Here is a 20,176-nt window from a genome sequence, read left to right as displayed (position 1 = left end):
AGAATATATTTATTTACTTATATCAATATCTATACTTTGATTATTAAATGACTCTATATTATTAACTTCTTTGCTCCAATCCTCTATTATTGGAGTAATACTTATTTTTTTAACATCTTTTTTGACTTCATACTCTAAAGAAGATTCAATATAATTACCTTTAGAATAATCTAGACTATATCCTCCTGCTCCACTAAGTAACTCTAAACTTTTTCTTCTTGCATCTTTAAGTTCAAATCCTAATGTTTTTGAAAGTTTATCATCTTTAGCAAAATTATATTTATTAACTTTGAATCCATACATTACTTTAATCTTCGTTGGAGAAACCCTCACTTCTTTTAATACTAAATCTATATCAACGTTTTTATTTTTTAATCGTACATTCTTGTCGACATTATAAATTCTTGTATCTTTAGCTATATTTGAACCATTTATACTAGTATTAAATTCCCAAGTTCCACTAAGATACCCATTTAAGTGCTCACCTTCTACTCCTCCCATGTTTCCTATCTCTATCTCTTTTGATGTCTTTATACTCTTGTTTAACTCATACTCAACTTTATTTATGCTTATACTTATATCATAATCTTTATTTAAATCTACATTTTTCAATAAATCAAAATTTTCTACATCACTTTTTCCATCTCCATCTTTATCCAAATTCTCAAGTTTGCATGTCATAACCATATTAGTAGTTCCATCTTTATTTTTTTCTGATGTAGAAGGACCTGATACTGAAACAAAGTTCATATCTCCAACTTTAATTTTAATATCATCAATTCCCAAGAATCCATTTTCTTTCTTTAAACCCAAGGCATCTTTATCAAGCTTACTATCATCAACACTTATATTTAAAAATAGCTCCCCTTCTCCAAGCATAATCTCATTTAATGTTATACTTATTCCTTTATCTGTAACAACACTGTCTACAATGTTTTTATAAGGTTTGAGTTCTTCAGTATCTTTATTAAAGAAGTATTCTATTTGTTTTCCTATATGTTGCATGTATGCTAAGGTAGTTTCATTAGTAAATGCAGATGTACCTAAAATAACTACTGATAATCCTCCTACAAGAGCATATCTCTTAAAATTATTACTCTTATTATATTTAACCTTAGATTTCATTCTCTTTTTCATCTCCTCTTTTTCTTCACTACTCAATACAATGTCATCATATTCTTCTATATTTATATTTGTCTCATTAAATAAATCAAATTTATCTTTCATAAAAAATCTCCTTTTCTTCTATATTTTTTATATTCAAATATTTACTATTATCCATTTTATATTTAAGCTTTCTTCTTATTTAAATGAATTTTCATCTTTTTTCTGCCCCTTGAAAGTCTATTATGTAAATTCTCAACAGTAGTCTCATTTTGCATAGCTATGTCTTTTAGAGATATCTCTTCTAAATAATACTTTCTAAAGAGCTCTGCATCTTTATCACTTAATGTACTTATAAGGTCATTTATTTCTTCTTCAATTTCTTTTTTGTACAATTTTTTATCTATATAGGATATTTCTTTATCTTCCAATTCCAAGTGCATATTATTGTTTGTGTACTTTTTCCTATAATTGATTGCTCTATATTTAGAGATAGAACCTATCCAATTTTTAAAGGAATTTTTTTCACTATCAAATTTTTCTATGTTATTCCATATTGATAAAAGTACATCATCTATACACTCTTCCTCATAAATCCTAGCATTAGCAAGAGTTCTTCTAACTATAGATGCTATAAAATTTCCATACTCATCAATAAGCATTTCCATCCCTTTTTCTTTTTTCTTTTTTATATTTTTGATTATCAGTTTATCCTCCAAGTTAATACCTCCTTTGTAAAAGCCTTTACAACTACTAATACAATTAAAAATCTCATTTCCTATCACTTATTTTAAATTTTTTTATTATATTTATAAAAATAAAACTAGTTAAGCCATATAAAATTAAACTAATCCTACTTTAAATTACTTTTCAAATGAAAAATGCCTCAACACGATTAATAAAAATCATATTGAGGCATCCACAAAATTATATAATTGCTTATCTATCTTCATCTGTAACATTGAATATATAAGGAACATTTCTATAGTAATCACCAAAATCAAATCCATACCCGACTACAAACTTATCTTCTATTTCAAATCCACAATAATCTGGCACTAAATCTACTTTTCTTCTACTTGGTTTGTCCAAAAGAACACAACATTTTAAACTAGCTGGGTTTTTAGCTTTTAAATGCTTTAATACAAAATCCATAGTTAAGGCAGAATCGGTAATATCATCTACGACTAATACATCATATCCTGCTATATCAGTAGTAACATCTGCAACTACTTTTACTTTACCAGTACTTTCTTCACTATTTCCATAACTAGATGTAGTCATAAAATTAACTCTAAGAGGTAAATTTATATTTCTAACTAAGTCCGCACAAAATATAAAGCTACCTTTTAATAGAGAAACTACCATAAGATTTTTATCTTTATAGTCTTTTTCTATAACTGCTCCTAATTCTTTTAATTTATCTTTAATTTTTTCTTCTGAATACAACACTTCCCATTTTTTTGCTTCTATATCCATAAAAAGACCTCCAATTGTAATAATCCTTCTTAATTTTATAAGAGATTGCTCACTTTTTCAATACTCTTATTCAATATTAGCCAATATTATTGAGTTTTTAAGTGCATTCAACAATTATTAACAATGTATCTTATATTTTAAGTAGTTCATATATTAATACTAAATTACATACTATATATTTTAGACAAAAAAAGAAAAAACTTGCAATAACAAGTTTTTTCCATTTATACATAATTGTATTTCATCAGAGGCACTAATTAAATTTATTTATTCTATTTTTACTATATCTTATAATATAAAAATATTTTAAAATACTAATCAACTTTATTCATATCATTCATTACATTTAAGATTATCTCATCTGTTATAGACATACCTTTATCACTTACTCTACCTAAGTTTTGTATACTTTGCTCAACACTTGAACCAACTATACCATTTAGTGGTGGTACAAAACAGTCTTGCTTAGCTATTATAGCACTTTGTATAGCAGCAGATGCAGCAGATGATAATTTTAAAGCACAACCAGCTTTTGCTCCATCACATATCATTCCACTTAGGTCAGCTATCATATTTTCTATAGCTCCTTCTATTTGCTTTTCAGTACCATTCATAAGCCAAGAGATACCTGCAGTAGCTCCAGTAGATGCAGCAACTCCGCATCCACATACAGCAGATAATCTTCCTGTATAGTTTTTAATATAACCAGTTACTAGATGTGATATAGCTAAAGCTTTTGCTAGTCTTTCATCAGATTGTGGGAATTTTTTATTGTAAGCAACTATTGGAAGAATTGCTGTCAAACCATGGTTTCCACTACCATTAGAACTCATAACAGGCATTTTTACTCCAGCCATTCTTGCATCTGAAGCTCCAGCAGTTAACATCATTGCATAGTTTATAACATCATTACCTAAAAGACCTTCTTCCATAGATTTTTTGATTCCATATCCTACGCCAATACCAGTTTTTTGCTTTAATCCATATTCGGCCATTTCTTCATTCATTTTTACTCCATCTAGTAAAAATTCTATATCTTTAAAATCAATATCTTCTACATTTTTTACTAATTCTTGTATAGTTACAGTGTCCATTAAGCTCTCAGCTTTTTCTGCTGAATCATTTGAAACTGATACTTTTGGCTCATTATCTAGTAATACTTCTCCATCTTTCTCTAAGTATGTGAAGTTGTCATGTTTAGTTCTTATTCTAACTTTAGAAGTATGATTTGCTCCTTTTAATAACACTTCTATAAATACTTTCTCTCTAGTATCAGCAGGTGTTATTGATAAAGGAGTGTTATCCATATAATCTTCAGCTATTTTAACTTCTTCTTTTGTTAAAGTTTCTAGTACACTTAATCCGTTTTCAGAATGACCTCCTACTATACCTAGAGCTGCTGCTATTTTTAATCCTAATCTTTCAGTCCCTGGTATACCTACGCACATACCATTTTTATATATACTAGGACTAACTAACATACGATTTTCAACTATTTCTTCTCCTAATAATTCCTTTGCTTTTGCACATGCTAGTGCTAAAGCTACTGGCTCAGTACATCCTACTGCTGGCTTAACTTCTGCCTTTAACATTTCCACTAATTCTTTTCTTATATCTCTCATTTTATATAAACCTCCCAATTAAGTTTAGATTTAGTACTCAAATAATTCTATTAAATAATTTCTTATCTATATTTATAGCAAGATACATGCCATATTTTTTATTTTTTCTATATTTTTATTTTGATACGCTATAATCATTGATATGACTGATTCTATATATATACTTTTTTTATTTACATAGAGATTTTCTATTCCTTTCAATCGATAAGAGAATGACAATTTCGCAAAAAGACAAAAAAAAATCTCAAAATGAGATTTTATATCATTTTGAGACGGCTTACGCTTATTATATTACTATGAGATTATATTGTATTTTTCAATTTTTCTATATAATGTAGCTCTTGATATTCCAAGTGCTTTAGCTGTTAATTCTTTATCTTTTTTATAATCTTTGTATCTATTTAAAGCTTTTATTATCTCAATCTTCTCAAGTTCATCAAGTGGAACTATTCTATCACTTTTAACTTCTAATTCTTCTACAGATGTATTTTTTATCTTTTGAGGAATCACATTCATTGTAATGACTGGAGACGAAGACATATTCACACTATATTCAATAATATTCTGTAATTCTCTTATATTACCTGGCCACTTATATTCAATCATAGCATCGACAACTCTACTATCTATATCAATGACATTTTTATCTAGTTTTTTTGAATACTCTTTAACCATATGCTTGATTATAAGTGGTATATCATCTTTTCTTTCTCTTAAACTAGGTAATTTTATAGGTATAACGTTTAATCTATAATATAAATCTTCTCTAAAGGTCCCATTTTGAACCATCTTTTCTAAATCTTTATTCGTTGCGGCAATAATTCTTACATCTATCAAAACATTTGATTTACTTCCAATCTTATTGAGCTCTTTTTCTTGTAATACTCTTAATAATTTTGACTGTAAGTGTAAACTCATATCTCCTATCTCGTCTAAAAATATGCTTCCTTTATGAGCTACTTCAAACATTCCAAGCTTTCCACCTTTTTTAGCTCCAGTAAAAGCTCCTTCTTCATATCCAAATAATTCACTCTCTAATAAATTATCTGGTATTGCTGCGCAGTTTACAGCTATAAAAGGATTATCAACCCTATTACTATGATTGTGTATAGCTCTTGCAAAGAGTTCTTTACCCGTTCCACTTTCACCAGTAATAAGTACTGTTGAAGTTGATTTAGATGCTATTAGGGCTTCTTTTTTAGAATGTCTTATGGCTGCACTTTCACCAATTATATTTTCTAATTTTATCTTATAATCTTTATTAATCTTATTATAGTTCTTTATAGCATCTCTTTTATCTATAAAATCAATAACATAGCCTTTTAATTCATTTTTTAATACTATTTTATTGATATTATATATTCCTTTTGAATCATATCCATATCTCTTATAAAAAAAGCTACATGATTTATCTTTCTTAAAGTTATTTATAGAAGGCTTCTGTATAAAATCTAATTCAGCAAATATGTTTTTGCCAGTTATATTATCCTTTAGATTAAAAAGCTCCTTAAATTTTGAGTTATACTTATCAATCTTGCCATCTACATCAATAGATACAACAGCCTTGTCCATGTTGTTTAATAAAGTCTCTAATTTTTTCTTTTCTAATTCCAGTTCATACGTTTTAATTTGAGCTTTTAATTTGCTCGATATTAAATCTGCCATCTTACCTAGAAAGTTTATAAGACCACTTTTATTATTTTCTATAATCTGTGCCTGCTCTTTTGTAAAGGCTATAAGACCTATAACGCCATGAGAATCACCATCACATATAATAGGGCAGCATACCTCTGCAAACTCTACACAGGCATCATTCTTATAGCATTCCTTACATATATCACTACTCTTTGGGTCATCGATTAGTATTGTAATCTGTTCTGTAAGTGATTTTTTAAAAGCTGTATATTTATCTACTTTCTCACCTATTTTATCTACATAGATTCCTGTTCCTGCAATCCTAAATAGTTCTTTATTTACTATAGTTACATCTATATTGAGTACTGATACTATAGCCTCAGCTATATTTTGAATATCAGATTTTATATATTCTAAACCTATCATAATCATCATTCCTTATTTTTTCTTAATATAAGTATTTGTCTTATTTCTTTAAGAATCAAGTATATCTTATTTAAAGTAAATTGGATTGACATTAGGATTACAAAGAGCATAACAATTATTATCAATTCATAATTTATTTCCATCTAAACATCTCCTTATAACAAAAGACTAGGCTTAACCTAGTCTTTTATATTATATCCATATTTATATTTTAACTCATTTATCTTCTTTTTCCCACATAAATATATTTTAATTTATTTGACTCTTTAATCATACCATCAAAGTTTAATCTTGAAAATATATTGAATACTTCATGTGGATAGTGAATCTTTGCAACAGAACCACAAAACTTATGTTTAAGATAGTTTAACTTAACTTTTAAATTTTTTAAATTTAAATCCTCTAATATAACCTCTCCATTGCCCTTTAAAACTCTTTGTATTTCAGATGAAGCTTTTTCACAATCTGTAATAACATTAAATTGGTCTACTATTATTATCTTGTTGAAATGATTATCATCAAATGGTAAAAACTCTAACTTACCTTTAACTACATTGCAATTTTCATTATATACTAAAGAATAACAGACATCTTCATAGTTACTATTCTCCAGTATAGTTACAGATGTACCAAGACCTCTCAATCTCTTGCCTAGGTTTCCTATATGACCAACAAGCAATATTTTATCACCTACATTATACTCAATTGTATCCAAAAAACATTCTAATTCATCAGATGTATATTTAGCTTTAACTGGCTGTCTATTTATCTGATACAATATGCTTTTCACAATGCTTCACCTCTTCATTTCCTCAATTATAAATTATGTACAGATTACATTATAATAAATGGCGAGCAACTATTCAAGAGATATTTCATTAGTATTTTTTTAAACAATCTTTATGGATTTTAATATGTTATTATAGCAGAATTATTGGTATTTTGTTCATAAAAAACAGTATACTTTTTGAATCTATTCGTTGTTATTCTCATCCAGTTTTTTTATTTTCGATATTGATACTTCATAAGCCATTTTTTTAATCACATTATTTTCATCTATTTTTTTCTCATATTCTCTACTTTGAACCCTACCCCAAAGCTGTATTCTATCACCAACTTTTAGATTCTTTGCAAATTTAGCATTTCTACCCCAAACTATTGATGGTATATAGTCAGATTTGTTATAAGGTCTATTTATAGCCACCAATAAATCGGTTATTTCCCTTCCTAGAGGCGTCTTCCTATATACAGGCTCCTTACATACATATCCATCTAGAAATATGCTATTAGGGTCTTTATTTTCCTCATCTATACTTTTTATTTCTCTAGCAAACACTGTAAGCACTAATCTATTTTTATTATTTAATGTTTTGTTATATGATCTTAATTGACCTACAACATTGACTAAATTTTGTTTATCGAGGTCAACATCTTGAAGAAGTCTTTCTGATACAGTCATTGGAAGTATATCAAAAGAATCACTTAGTCTGTTTATTTTTATTTTCATATTATAAAATTTTTCCCCAAATATCTCATGACTAAATTCTAGCTTATTGTCTAGCTCCCCTCTTAAGTTTACTACGTTATTCTCATCTTTAACAGCTATCATATTTTATCCCTCCACAATTGTTAATTCTTATATTTCTGGTATCAGCTTATATAATAAATATATTTGTGAGGGATGTATTTTATTACAAATCTTTGATTGCTGTTTAAAAATTTTTATTTAGTTATAAATTTCATTTAATCTTTTCCTTTTTAAATTTATAAAATTGTTATTGGATTTATATATCATCACACTGTTTAATTCCTCTATTTCACTCTTATATTAATTTTAAAACTCTTTATATATTTTTTTAAGTCATATATAACTCATTCTAAATACTTGTATACAAGTAAATCCAGTAACTTAAATTCATCCAAATAATTCAGATAACTCTAGAGTCATATATAACTTATTTTTTATCAGTTACAAGTTATTTTAGACTTAATATGATAATATTTTTATTTATCTGTATTAATATATGAGCACTTGCATAGTTTATTGAGCATAAAATATAAATATTTAACTTCAAATTATGCTTTAATTTTTATAAATACAACAATTTTCATCTCTAATTTAATAAATTATTATATATATTACACAATTGGCATATTAATTGCTTTATATAATTATATTAATTTAATAAATAAAAAACTGCCCTAAAATATTAAATTAATATTTTAAAGCAGTTTATAGTTTTATTATTAGCTGTAATATTTAATAAATACTAAGCAGTCTTTTTATTTTTATTTGCAGCCATTATCATTGTAGCAGAAGTGTACGCTATAACAACTATTACTAATGCTTTTAATATATCCATTGGTAGAGTTTTTACTATATATGCAGCTACGAAAACCCCTATTAAACCACAGATAGCTATTATAACTGATGCTTTTTTAGTATATGCATCTTCTTTTATGAATTTCATACTTGCAACTGGCATTAATAATGCACAAGAACCCATAACTATTGGGAACGCAACTTTTGCAGACATTCCTAAGAAGTAAACCATCGCCATACCAGGAGCATATAGACCTATACCAGCTGTCATTAAAGCACCTAGTATAAAGTTACCTAATACACCTATTACTAATTTAACACCAGTAAGACCTAATTCATTTCCCCCACCTGGTAATACGTTAACCCAAGGATGACCTAATAACATTAATATTGCTGTTAATGCTAGAGTTACACCCATAACAAGTTGTATTTTTCTTTCGTCCATTTTAGCTATTATTCCTGCACCTATGTATGAACCAACAGCTGCTGCCACAACCATAGATACTAGAGTAACACCATCAACTGGTATGATTGATGTAAATATGAATGCTTCTGTAACAACTGGAATAGTATGTGCTACGTTTAATGTACCAGGCATTTTTTTATCTGGTATATTTAATTTTAAAGCTTTTGACATTGCTATTGTTGGAGCAAATGACCCTATTCCTAATGTATCAAAGAAATCTGTTATAAATCCTGTTACAGCAACTTTTGGAGTACTTTGTTCTTCTAGTTTCCCCTCTTTGTTTGCTTTAGCTACGTCTTTACCAAACACAACTGCAAAGATTGCTGCGAATACTACGTATAATGCCTTTAAGATCGCTACCATAATCCATCCTCCTATTTTTTTATTTTTTAATATATTCTGAATCTTATAGCCTAAAAGCTATAGAATAGTAGCCGATAAAAGGCTACTATTCTATTTTAATTTCCCAATTTATTTATTGCTTACTTAAGAATAAATCCATGTTTAAGTGGATCTTCTTCATCTATTACAAAATGATTGAATCCAGTTATATAAGCAGAACCAGATATTTTAGGTACTACAGCATTGAAATCTGCAACTTTAGTTTCTTCAACTATTTCACCTTTGAATAAAGTTCCTAATATACTTTCATATACGAATTTTTCTCCTACTTTTAATTCACCTTTAGCATGTAAAGTAGCTAATTTAGCACTTGTTCCAGTTCCACATGGAGATCTGTCAACTTGACCTTGACCAAATATAACTACATTTTTGTAAGTAGCTTCTGGATGAGTTGGCTCATCATATATTTCAACTAAGTCTACAGTTTTTATGTGAGCTAAAGTTGGATGTTGTATTTCTATTTGCTCGTTTATTATGTCTCTAAGTTTCATAGCTAACTCAGTTAATTTACCAGCATTTTGAGGTTCGATTTTTAAACCTAATTGACTTGCATGTATTATAGCAAAGAAGCTTCCACCAAATGATATGTCAAATTTAACTGTTCCAACACCTGGTAATTCAACTTCAACACCTTCTTTATATAAGAAAGCTGGCACGTTTAAGAATGATACTTCTTTAGCTTTTCCATCTACAACTGTAACGTCTCCTCTTATTATTCCTGCTGGAGCTTCCATAACTACATGAGTTATAGGCTCTACTGCTGGAACTACACCTGTTTCTATAGCTGCTGTCATAGCTCCTATTGTACCATGGCCACACATATTAAGGTATCCGCCACCGTCCATGAAGATTATTCCAAAGTCAGCATCTGGACAACACGGTTGAGTCATTACAGAACCAAACATATCATTATGTCCTCTTGGCTCTAACATTATAGCAGTTCTTAAATAATCTAGATTTTTTTCTAAATATTCTTTTTTCTCAGGCATAGAATTTCCTTTTATATTAGGTATTCCACCTACAACTATTCTAGTTGCTTCACCTGCTGTATGAGAGTCTATAGCTTGTATACTTCTGCTAAATTTCATATCAAATTCCCCCTTAGGTTTATTTTGCGTTTTACGCATTTTTAATTTTAGAAAAGCCAATGCTTCTTAACATCAACTTCATCCATGTGATTGTATCCAACTACTTCTGTTTCTATGTAGCATGTTGTCTTCTTATAATAAATTATGGTAGCTTTATATGTATGGCTTCGTAAATACTAGTCCTCATCTGCTCCCATAATAGTAAGACCTACTGTAAATATATCCAATACCTTAATTAAAATTATTCATAACAAGTGCATGTTAGAATCAATATCTATCAAATCTAGTAATGGATTTGTTATCCATGTTTTCTCATCTTAAGTTTTAAAAATGCTAGAGCTTTTTTAGCATCTATTTCATTTGTGTTGTTTTCTCCAACAACTTCTGTCTCTATACCTTCTTTTGATTTGTTCATATCAACTATAGTATTCATATATTGATTGCTTACAACAAATTTAGCTTGAGTACCATTAAATGTAACTCCAACTACAGGTATATCTCTTTTTCCTATTTCCTCAAATGTGTTGGCATAGTCAACATGTGAGTTTCCCCATCCATCTGATGAAACTATAGCTCCGTCTGCTCTCATGGCTTCCAGCCAAGCGGCCGTTCTTTGTCCCACAAAAGTCTTATTTTCGTTTCCATCTGGAGTTCCTACTACTATTACTCCAAGTAAGTCTACATCTTTATCACTTTCAACTATATCTAAAAGTGGGTCTCTAAAGTGATGAAGAGATGTTTCTTTTGTTGAAGGTCCTATTCCCATAATATCCACCTCTCTTAAGTCATAGCTCTAAGGGCACCATCTCTGTATTCATTAGGAGATATAATCATAGGTACATTTCCCATATCTATAATTGATGTTCCTCCTTCAAAACCACTAGGCTCCTTTGAGAATAACTGATTGTCATACATAGCACCTTGACCTGCTATTTGTTTTACTATGACAACCTTTTTTGCATTTGGTCGAATTTTGTCAAAATATTCACGAACTTGAGTAGCATTTCTTCCGTCTTCCATTTTCAAAGACGTTCTTATTTCTTGTATAAAATCATCACATGCTCTAAATGCTGCAAGTGGAAGTGCTCTTTCGAAAGGTAAACCTCCCTTTAGAGTTACATCTACATGAATTATATAATCTTCAACTGATGGAGTTCCATATCTACCAAACACCATTTGTTCTTTCAAAATTCCTTCTGAAGAGCCAAATTCATGCATTTGATTTCCATCTTCATCTGCGCCAGTTAACATTACATATACACCAGTTAAAGTATGTGTAATTCCCTCTCCCAATCTGCCTAAAACTTTGGTTGATATTGGTATAATGTCCATAATAGTGTTAATTTCTCTGTCATAATCTCCAGGCTTTATTATATCTACTTTTATGTCTGTTATTAAATCTTCTTTTTCTTTTATTTCATCTATACTTGATAAGTTGATTGTAAGTACATCTTTCTTTATAGAAGTTTTTGAACCGAAATTAACTTCATTCATATGAAACGGTTTTATAACAAGTCTTCTCATTATTTTTTCTTCCATAATATCCACCTTTGTTCTTAAAACCCCTCTCCTAACTGTGTGGGAGAAGGGTTTTATATTTTCAAATATAAATTACATTTTAAACGTGAGCTTTATATTCGTATGGTAATGGAACTATCTTACCAGCAGATGGTATTGCAACTAATTGCTCTAATGTATCTCTTAATATATGTGTTTGCATTTCTATGTTATGTGGTTCACCAGCATTAGCACCCATTGGAACTAATGGAGCAACTGCTCTAGGAGTTCCGTTTTGTCTAACTACTGGAGGAAGAGCTGCGATTATTATTGTAGGTATTCCAGCTTCCTCTATTGCTCTCTGCACGATCACGGCAGTTCTATGGCAAGTACCTCAGCCAGCTGTCATGACTACACCGTCTACTCCCTCTTCTTTAAGTTTAGCAGCGATAGCAGGACCAGTTTCTTCAGTGAAGACATGTTGGTTTCCTCCACCACCCATGAATGCATAGTGCATAGGAGCTACTGCTTTTATAAATCCTTCTGCAGCTAATTCATGTAATCTATCTATAGGAAACATACAGTTTATATCTTTGTTTACATCTCCATTATCATATCCACCATGTGATACCATCATTTCATCAACTGTAGCTGTATTAGGTACAGCTCTAAATGTAGTATCTCCTGCTAGATTAAATCTCTTGTCAGATTTTAAGTGAACACCAGCTGCTGTAGCTAAAGCTATAGTCATATCTTTTAATTCTTTAGTTACAGGAGTCCAAACTGGAGGAGGTGTTATTGGAACGAATATTTCAGATTGAAGTCCTTGTACTGTTGTAAGGCTCATATATTTCCTCTCCCTTCTATTTTCAAACGATTATTTATTATTTTTCTTCTTGCTTTGATTGCATTTCTTCTTGTTTTTCTTTTTCTCTCCTAATATTTTCTACATACTCTTGATTAGGCTCTGGACTTAATACCTCAGGATAGCTTAGCATGAATCCAACTTCTTGACCTATCTTAAGTTCGTAGTCAGTTATAAGCATTCTATTAGGTATTTTAAATTGTCCAAGTCTACCTTTCAGGTCTATAGTCACTCCACCACCTTTGATGTCAACTATAATACCCTCATAAAAAGTCTCTGATGAGATATATTTTAATCTATCCATTATAATTCTACCTCTCTACACTGTTTTAAACTTGGATCTAAATTTATACTATTATCTAAATCTTAGTTTTCGTCTTTTTCGTATATTTCTCTTCTTTTCTTACTCATTGGTAAAGATTGCTCATTATCTTCTAATGCTATTTTTTCTCCTGTAACTTTTTCTATAGCCTCTATGTTATTTAATTTAACATTTGGATTCCATTTTCTTTCAGGAGCTTTAACTTCTACACCAGCTATAGCATTTTTAAGCATAGCCATTATTCTAACAGCATCTTCTGGAGCTAATGTATTGTTAGATAATATTTCATTCTCTATACCTTGCTTAGACTTGTTATTATCTACCATGTGAGTCATGTATTTATTACCAACAACTAGAGCACCTTGAACAGCTGAGAAACTTACACCAACTACTGGTATACCTCTCATACCTATTTGCTCTATGTGAGATGCGAAGTCTATATGGTTGTTTCCGAAACCTTCAGTAGTTACTACAGCTCCATCAACTTCCATAGCTTCAACTAACATACCTAATCTCTTAGATACATAGAATTTCTCAGCGTTTACTTGTGGAGAACCAACAAATACAACACCTACTAAATCTATTTCTTCATCTTCCATAGCTCTTATTACTAATGGCTCTCTCCAGTAATGTCTTGACATTTCTTTTGATGCAGGTCCTATACAAGTTAATGCATGGATACCACCATCTAATACTTCAAGTGGAGATAATACAACTGGCATGTTTCCTAAGTCAACGTTTGGTTGAGCTCCTAATGTACCAACTGGCTCAACTGGTAATATTAGGTTGTCATGCATTGCACCTTGTCCCATTATTTCTTTTATAACAACAACTTTCTTTTTACCTTCTCTTCTGTATTGCTCTATTACTTCTTCGTCAACTACTAAAGAGTTGTCAACTGTTTTTAATGCTTCTCTTATTTCTTGAGTTACATAGTCAAATGCACGGTGAGCAGCTAGAGGTCCTGGTCTTTCCATGTTAGTTCCTGCTTTTATTGTTACTTGACCTTTGATGAATATTTCACCTTTGTCAGCAGCACCTGGTCTACCCCACATCATAGTAGTATTTAACTCACCTTCTGAAGAACCGAATTCACCTATTTGAACTCCATTTTCATCTGTACCAGTTAATACCATTACAGCTCCATCTATAACTCTAGTTATACCTGTACCTAATTCGCCTTCTTCTTTAGTAGCGATTGGTTGTATATCTAATACAGCTTCACTGTAAGTTTCATATTTATCAGGAGTTATTATTTCTAATTTCATATCTACAACTAACTCTTGAGTATCATTAGCTTCTTTACATATTTCTTCAGCATTTCTGATGTATAAAGTAGTTCCTTCTATTTTAGTCTCATCAGCAAATTCAACTTTATCTATTTTAAAGTGTTTTTTAGTTAAGCTTCTTAAAAGTTTCTTTTCTGCAACTTTTGGAGCTACTTCTGCTGCACCTGCTACTGGAGCTGCAACGTTTGCTACTGGAGCAGCAACTCCTGCTTGACCAGCTACTGATAAAGGTATTTCTAAGCTTATATTTTTACCTTCACCTATGTGTATTTTAACTGTTTCACCTAAAACTCCTGTGCTTACTGGCACTACTGCTTCTAAAGCTGCTGGAGCTTCTTCTACTACTGCTTCTTCTGCTACTACTTCTTTAGCCTCTCCTGCTTTGTATCCTTCTACATTTTCTGTAGTCATTGGAGATAACGCATCTAAAGTTTCTTTTAACTTAGCTCCTAGTACTTGACCTATAGTTAATCCATTTTCTGGTATTGTTAATAATCCAGAATCCTCTAAGTCTGCAAATATTGCTGGATCTTCTAAGTTTTCTGGTGCTATTATTGTTCCCGCTTCAAATCTACAACAACATACTGCTGGGTCATTTGCATGGGCTTGAGCTGTTTCTAAAGTTATTGACATAGTATAAAATACCTCCTTACATTATTTTCTTATTTATTATTTTAAATCTCGATTCCTCAACAGGTAGCCCCTTAACTGAGGAATCAAGTAAATTAAAACCTTCTTAAATAGTTGTATTTTAACTATTATTTTTGTGGTACTACTCCCATTTGAGTAGCAATTGCTAAAGGTATCTCTAAGTTGATATCTTTACCTTCTTGTATGTGTATTTTTATTACTTGACCTGTCGTAGCTTGTGTCAAAGTAGCTACAGGTGCTACTGGAGCTTCTACTTTTTCTTCAGTAGATTCCTCAACATCTGTTTCTGTTGTTTTATACCCTTCCACATTATCTGTAGTCATTGGAGATAAAGCATCTAAAGTTTTTGTTAATTTAGCTCCTAATACTTGACCTACTGTTAAATGATTTTCTGGTATAACTAGCAATCCTGAATCTTCTAAATCTCCAAATATTGCTGGATCTTCTAAATTTTCTGGTGCTATTATTGTTCCTTCTTCAAATCTGCAGCAGCATACTGCTGGGTCATTTGCATGAGCTTGAGCTGTTTCTAAAGTTATTGACATATAAAAATGCCTCCTTCTTTTGATTTTTAATTTATATTGATACCTTAACACTTTTAATAATCAACATTTTTACTGTTCCCTACTAACAGCTCTAAGTGTTAAGATTTTTAAACTACATAAGTCATCAAAATCATTGTTTTTTTCTCATTTGAAGTCACTTTATATATAAGCAATTCCTATGCCAACTTATTAACAAAAAGATTTTTTCTATAATAGATTCTTCTCTTATCGCTATTTTTAGCCAAATATCATATAAATATTTATTTAAAACAGTTTATTTTTTATGTATGTAAACATTTTCTCAAACAAAAAAAAGTGTCAATTTATCAACACTTTTTTATTTTTTTTAACACACCCACATACATAGCATTGTTATAACCATTGATTTCACTACACTTAATACTGATATTTATTATTTTGTCAAAATTTAGTCATGTGTCATATTTTAGACACATCTATTTTGTATTGGTCTATCTTATAATACAATGTAGTTCTTGGTATATTTAATATCTTAGCTGCTTTAGCTTTATTTCCATTAGACATTTTTAAAGCCTTTGTTATATTTTTTACTTCAATCTTTTGAGTAGCTTTCGTCAAATCTAAAGGATATTCCTCTTCTTCAGTACTTTTATTAGTAGAATCCATCATGTAGCTTGGTACATCCTCCATCTCTATCCTAGAGTTTTGAGACAAAACAACCATATTTTCAATTGTATTTTTTAATTCTCTAATATTTCCTTTCCATCTATAGTTTTGAAATATATCTATTACATCTTTACTAATTGTAAGAACAGGTTTGTTGTTTTGTTTACATATTTCTTCTAAAAAGCTATGAACCAACAATCCTATGTCCTCTTTTCTCTCTCTAAGTGGTGGAATCTTTATCTCCACAACATTTAATCTATAGTATAAATCTTCTCTAAATTTTTCTGATTTCACCATTTTACCTAAATCTTTGTTAGTAGCTGATATTATTCTAGGATTTATTTTTATTGTTGTATCTCCACCAACTCTTCTTATTTCCTTTTCTTGTAGTACTCTAAGCAACTTAGCCTGCATACTAAGAGGTAAATCAGCAATTTCATCTAAAAATACAGTCCCATCCTTTGCAAGTTCAAATATACCTATTCGACCTTTTTTGCTTGCTCCAGTAAATGCACCTGATTCATATCCAAAAAACTCACTTTCAAACAACTCATTTGGTATGGCACTACAGTTAACAGGTATAAATTGACCTTTTCTCTCACTATAATCATGAATAGCTCTGGCAAATACTTCTTTACCTGTACCACTTTCACCCCAGATAAATATGCTACTATTGGTTCTAGCTACTTGTTTTGCAATCGCTTTCGATTTTTCCAACTTATAACTCTTACCTAAAATTTTATCAAAGCTACCTTTGGATAAGTTTTTAACTTCATTCTTTAAATATTTCAATGTATCATTTACCTTTTCAAGTTCAAGAGCAAGTATCTTGGCTTCTGTAACATCAACTTCTGTACATACAACACCAATAAATTCTTCCTTATAAAATATAGGATTTGCATGGACTAGTGCATACATATTTTCTTTTTTATCTGTAAAATATAAGTCACTCATACCGATTTTACTATTTAATACTTTTTCTGAAATAGTATTTTCCAAAAATTCGTTCATCGGTCGACCGACTATGTCTTCAGATTTTATATCATACCTTTCCTCCATAAACTTATTCCACAATATAACTACACCTTCGTTATTTATAGCACAAATTCCTTCTTTAATTTGTCCTATAATATATTTCAAAGTCAATCCATAGTCTTCTAAATGCATATATAAATAGTCTCTAATATGCTCTTGTTTTAAGACTCCAATAATTTTATTGTCTCTAAGAACAGGGAGAATTCCTATATTTTTCAATATCATTATATCTCTGCACTCATCTAAGGTTAGACCTTCGCTGACATATATTACATCCTTTTTCATTATAAGTTTTACTGGTTGACCGTCATACTTCTTATGCATGTCATAAAGATTATGTATATCTGTCATAGATATAATCCCTTTTAATTCACCAGATGAATCTATTACCATTAGAGTTTTTGTGTTACTTTTTATCATTTCTTTTATTGCATCTTCAATTCTTGTGTCTTCGTCTATAGTTGTAAATTTTGTATCCATTACCTCTTCTACTTTTTTTACTTCTGGTATCGAAAACATAAAGTCCCCCCTTTATAGTAGTACATCATCAAAACTTATTTATATATATTTATTCTAGCATATCATAATAACAGTTTATTAAATAATTAATATTAAAATTTCTTAACTGTTTAATATACAAATTTCTAATACAAATTCATGTAATTACTAAAATGAATACTTAAATCTATACAAATGAAATCAAATGAATTATACCTTTAGTATATTATTTTTTCAATACTATTTTCACCTTCAAAGTATTTTTCTATTCACAAAACAATTAACATCTGTTCTCACAAAGGTTATACTTACATAAAAAAATGCCTCAAAATGATTTTAAATCAATTTGAGACAATATATTTTAAAACTTAATAACAAACAGTACTCCATATTAATTTTTTGCTCTTTTTGTTTGATACACTAACCCACAAATTGCTACAATACCAATAAGTATGTATGGCATTATTTGAGTTTCATCACCTGTTTTTGGTGATTTTACAACTATGTCATTTGTTGGTGGTACTGGTGGATTTACTATTGTATCATTTTTTGATGGCACTGATGGATTTTCCACTACATCACCTGATGGTGGCACTGGTGGATTTATCACTGTATCATCTGATGGTGGTACTGGTGGATTTATTACTGTATCATCTGATGGTGGTATTGGTGGATTTATCACTGTATCATCTGACGGTGGTACTGGTGGATTTATCACTGTATCATCTGATGGTGGTGATGGCTTAGGTTTATGACCATTTGAGTTATCATTACCATTATCTGGTGGCACTGGTGGATTCACATCAGGGTCTCCATCTGTTGGTACACCTATATTGAAATCAACTTCCTCGCCATTTTTTTGTTCTATTGTATAACTTAATAAATTTTGCTTACTAGTAGGCAATAAAGATGAATGGTCTTTATCACCAAAATCGAAAACTGTCTTAAAATACTGAATAGCTTTTGGGAAAATATAATCATAAGATAAAGCAGATATATTAGCTTTTACATCTGGCTTATTAACACTTTTAAGTTTAAACTTTTCTTGTGTTGAAATTTCTACTTCACCTGTACCTATTACATTTCCATTTTCATCATAAGCAGTTACTCCATCTGGTAACTTTAATTTAACTACACCACTATAACCTACTAAAGCTATAGCTTCTGTTTCATAAGTACCATCTTGATTCTTATCAAATTTAATATCAGTCAAACCATTACTCAGACTAGGTTTTCCTGTATCATTTGGCTTTAATTCTTCACGCCCTGCATTTAATAATGCCTCTAAGTAAGCTTTTGAATTTATTGCTGCTTCCTTACCTTTTAGATACTCAGCTTTTTCCTCTTCAGTCTTTGCACTCTCTATAAACATATCATAAAGCTTTATATTAGCTTGATATTGTTTAAGTCTTTCCTGCTCATTCATTTGCCCAAGCATAATCCAAATTGCATCTTGAGTAGTAGAATGAGTTATACCTTCATATTCTTCTCCACCTAAATTAAATTGTTGCTTATATCCAAATCCATCAAACTCAGAACCCGCATATAGTATAGATTTAATTGCATCTTCGTTTTGATTTTCTTGACCATTAAAATCTTCTGCTGGTAAGTATGGACTCTTATTATGACTAGTTGGAGATTTTAGATGATTATTATAACAAAATGCAGTTTGTTCTCCGTCTTCACCTTCTATTATATATTTCCCATCTTTATAGCCTGCACCTATAAGACCTTCTATTATATAATCAAAAGTTAAAGTTTTTGTAATATCATCAAATCTTACATCAAAATAAGGTCTATTTGAACCATCTGTTTCTTTTAACAAACATGTATCTTTTACTTTTGAATTTTTATTATACCATAATCCAATATTTGCATCTTTTGAAGTAAGTACCTCACTAATTTCTGACTGTACATCTGTTTTTACATCATTTTCATCTTCCCAGAAATTATATACAATCTTATTTATTTGAGATACAGTAAGATTAAGAATATCTTCAATATTCTGCTTCAAACTCATTTCTTCTACTTCTAATTCTTCATCTTCTTCTGATGGTATAATTTCACCTAATGGCTTCTCTCCATCTGTTATCTCTTCACCTGATGGCTTCTCTCCATCTGGTATCTCTTCACCTGATGGCTTCTCCCCATCTGGTATCTCTTCACCTGATGGCTTCTCTCCATCTGGTGTTTCTCCTCCTGATGGCTTCTCTCCGTCTGGTGTTTCTCCTCCTGATGGCTTCTCTCCATCTGGTGTTTCTCCTCCTGATGGCTTCTCTCCATC

General features: G+C 30.2%; 17 protein-coding genes and 1 pseudogene. All 18 read right to left on the bottom strand.

Going from position 1 to position 20,176, the window contains the following annotated elements; translation table 11 throughout:
* Positions 1-9: 9 nt before the first annotated feature.
* Positions 10-1,227, bottom strand: coding sequence for a DUF4179 domain-containing protein (locus tag KGF38_RS17995; protein WP_074179790.1), 1,218 nt, complete (start codon positions 1,225-1,227; stop codon positions 10-12).
* A gap of 62 nt (positions 1,228-1,289) precedes the next feature.
* Entirely contained in the window at positions 1,290-1,823 is a 534-nt protein-coding gene (locus KGF38_RS17990; RefSeq protein WP_079770295.1) for a sigma-70 family RNA polymerase sigma factor, read from the bottom strand.
* Between the two features lie 220 nt (positions 1,824-2,043).
* Positions 2,044-2,583, bottom strand: coding sequence for a hypoxanthine phosphoribosyltransferase (gene hpt, locus KGF38_RS17985; protein ID WP_054271683.1), 540 nt, complete (start codon positions 2,581-2,583; stop codon positions 2,044-2,046).
* A 314-nt stretch (positions 2,584-2,897) separates the two neighbouring features.
* Positions 2,898-4,205: a serine dehydratase subunit alpha family protein gene (locus KGF38_RS17980; RefSeq protein ID WP_054271684.1), complete on the bottom strand. Its 1,308-nt coding sequence runs from the start codon at positions 4,203-4,205 to the stop codon at positions 2,898-2,900.
* Positions 4,206-4,499: 294 nt separating this feature from the next.
* Positions 4,500-6,275, bottom strand: coding sequence for a sigma-54 interaction domain-containing protein (locus KGF38_RS17975; protein WP_054271685.1), 1,776 nt, complete (start codon positions 6,273-6,275; stop codon positions 4,500-4,502).
* Entirely contained in the window at positions 6,272-6,409 is a 138-nt protein-coding gene (locus KGF38_RS17970) for a hypothetical protein (RefSeq protein ID WP_176702536.1), read from the bottom strand. Before KGF38_RS17970 ends, KGF38_RS17975 begins: the two co-directional genes overlap by 4 nt.
* A 77-nt stretch (positions 6,410-6,486) precedes the next feature.
* Positions 6,487-7,056 carry a class I SAM-dependent methyltransferase gene (locus KGF38_RS17965; protein ID WP_021386272.1) on the bottom strand — a complete coding sequence of 190 codons (570 nt, stop codon included), beginning with the start codon at positions 7,054-7,056 and terminating at the stop codon, positions 6,487-6,489.
* Positions 7,057-7,239: 183 nt separating this feature from the next.
* Positions 7,240-7,875 carry a single-stranded DNA-binding protein gene (locus tag KGF38_RS17960; RefSeq protein ID WP_054271686.1) on the bottom strand — a complete coding sequence of 212 codons (636 nt, stop codon included), beginning with the start codon at positions 7,873-7,875 and terminating at the stop codon, positions 7,240-7,242.
* 661 nt (positions 7,876-8,536) lie between these two features.
* The gene (locus KGF38_RS17955; RefSeq protein ID WP_054271687.1) at positions 8,537-9,418 is read right to left on the bottom strand and encodes a TSUP family transporter; all 882 of its coding nucleotides are present in this window, start codon (positions 9,416-9,418) and stop codon (positions 8,537-8,539) included.
* Between the two features lie 119 nt (positions 9,419-9,537).
* On the bottom strand, positions 9,538-10,545 hold the full coding sequence (locus KGF38_RS17950; protein ID WP_054271695.1) for a proline racemase: 1,008 nt from the start codon (positions 10,543-10,545) through the stop codon (positions 9,538-9,540).
* A 298-nt stretch (positions 10,546-10,843) separates the two neighbouring features.
* Positions 10,844-11,311 carry a glycine/sarcosine/betaine reductase component B subunit gene (locus tag KGF38_RS20485; RefSeq protein ID WP_021386220.1) on the bottom strand — a complete coding sequence of 156 codons (468 nt, stop codon included), beginning with the start codon at positions 11,309-11,311 and terminating at the stop codon, positions 10,844-10,846.
* Positions 11,312-11,325: 14 nt separating this feature from the next.
* Positions 11,326-12,084 (bottom strand): proline reductase cluster protein PrdD, encoded by a 759-nt coding sequence (gene prdD / locus KGF38_RS20480; protein WP_054271689.1) that lies wholly within the window; start codon positions 12,082-12,084, stop codon positions 11,326-11,328.
* A 79-nt stretch (positions 12,085-12,163) separates the two neighbouring features.
* A complete protein-coding gene (gene prdB / locus KGF38_RS17940; protein WP_079739805.1) occupies positions 12,164-12,889 on the bottom strand; it encodes a D-proline reductase (dithiol) protein PrdB in 726 nt (241 codons plus the stop codon).
* A gap of 37 nt (positions 12,890-12,926) precedes the next feature.
* Positions 12,927-13,211: a CBO2463/CBO2479 domain-containing protein gene (locus KGF38_RS17935; RefSeq protein ID WP_074179789.1), complete on the bottom strand. Its 285-nt coding sequence runs from the start codon at positions 13,209-13,211 to the stop codon at positions 12,927-12,929.
* A 62-nt stretch (positions 13,212-13,273) separates the two neighbouring features.
* The gene (gene prdA, locus KGF38_RS17930; protein WP_054277631.1) at positions 13,274-15,151 is read right to left on the bottom strand and encodes a D-proline reductase (dithiol) proprotein PrdA; all 1,878 of its coding nucleotides are present in this window, start codon (positions 15,149-15,151) and stop codon (positions 13,274-13,276) included.
* 140 nt (positions 15,152-15,291) lie between these two features.
* Positions 15,292-15,714, bottom strand: a pseudogene (locus tag KGF38_RS17925) (D-proline reductase (dithiol) proprotein PrdA); the annotation flags it as partial.
* Positions 15,715-16,152: 438 nt separating this feature from the next.
* Positions 16,153-17,913, bottom strand: a complete 1,761-nt coding sequence (gene prdR, locus KGF38_RS17920; protein WP_074179788.1) for a sigma-54 dependent transcriptional regulator PrdR — start codon at positions 17,911-17,913, stop codon at positions 16,153-16,155.
* Between the two features lie 370 nt (positions 17,914-18,283).
* Positions 18,284-20,176 (bottom strand): Cys-Gln thioester bond-forming surface protein (locus tag KGF38_RS17915; protein WP_227832611.1); only part of this gene is annotated, 1,893 nt, incomplete at its 5' end.

Source organism: Clostridioides sp. ZZV14-6387 (assembly GCF_020657835.1).
Lineage (GTDB): Bacteria > Bacillota > Clostridia > Peptostreptococcales > Peptostreptococcaceae > Clostridioides > Clostridioides difficile_A.
The sequence above is the reverse complement of the archived record's forward strand: the minus strand, read 5'-3'. Positions and strand labels throughout refer to the sequence as shown.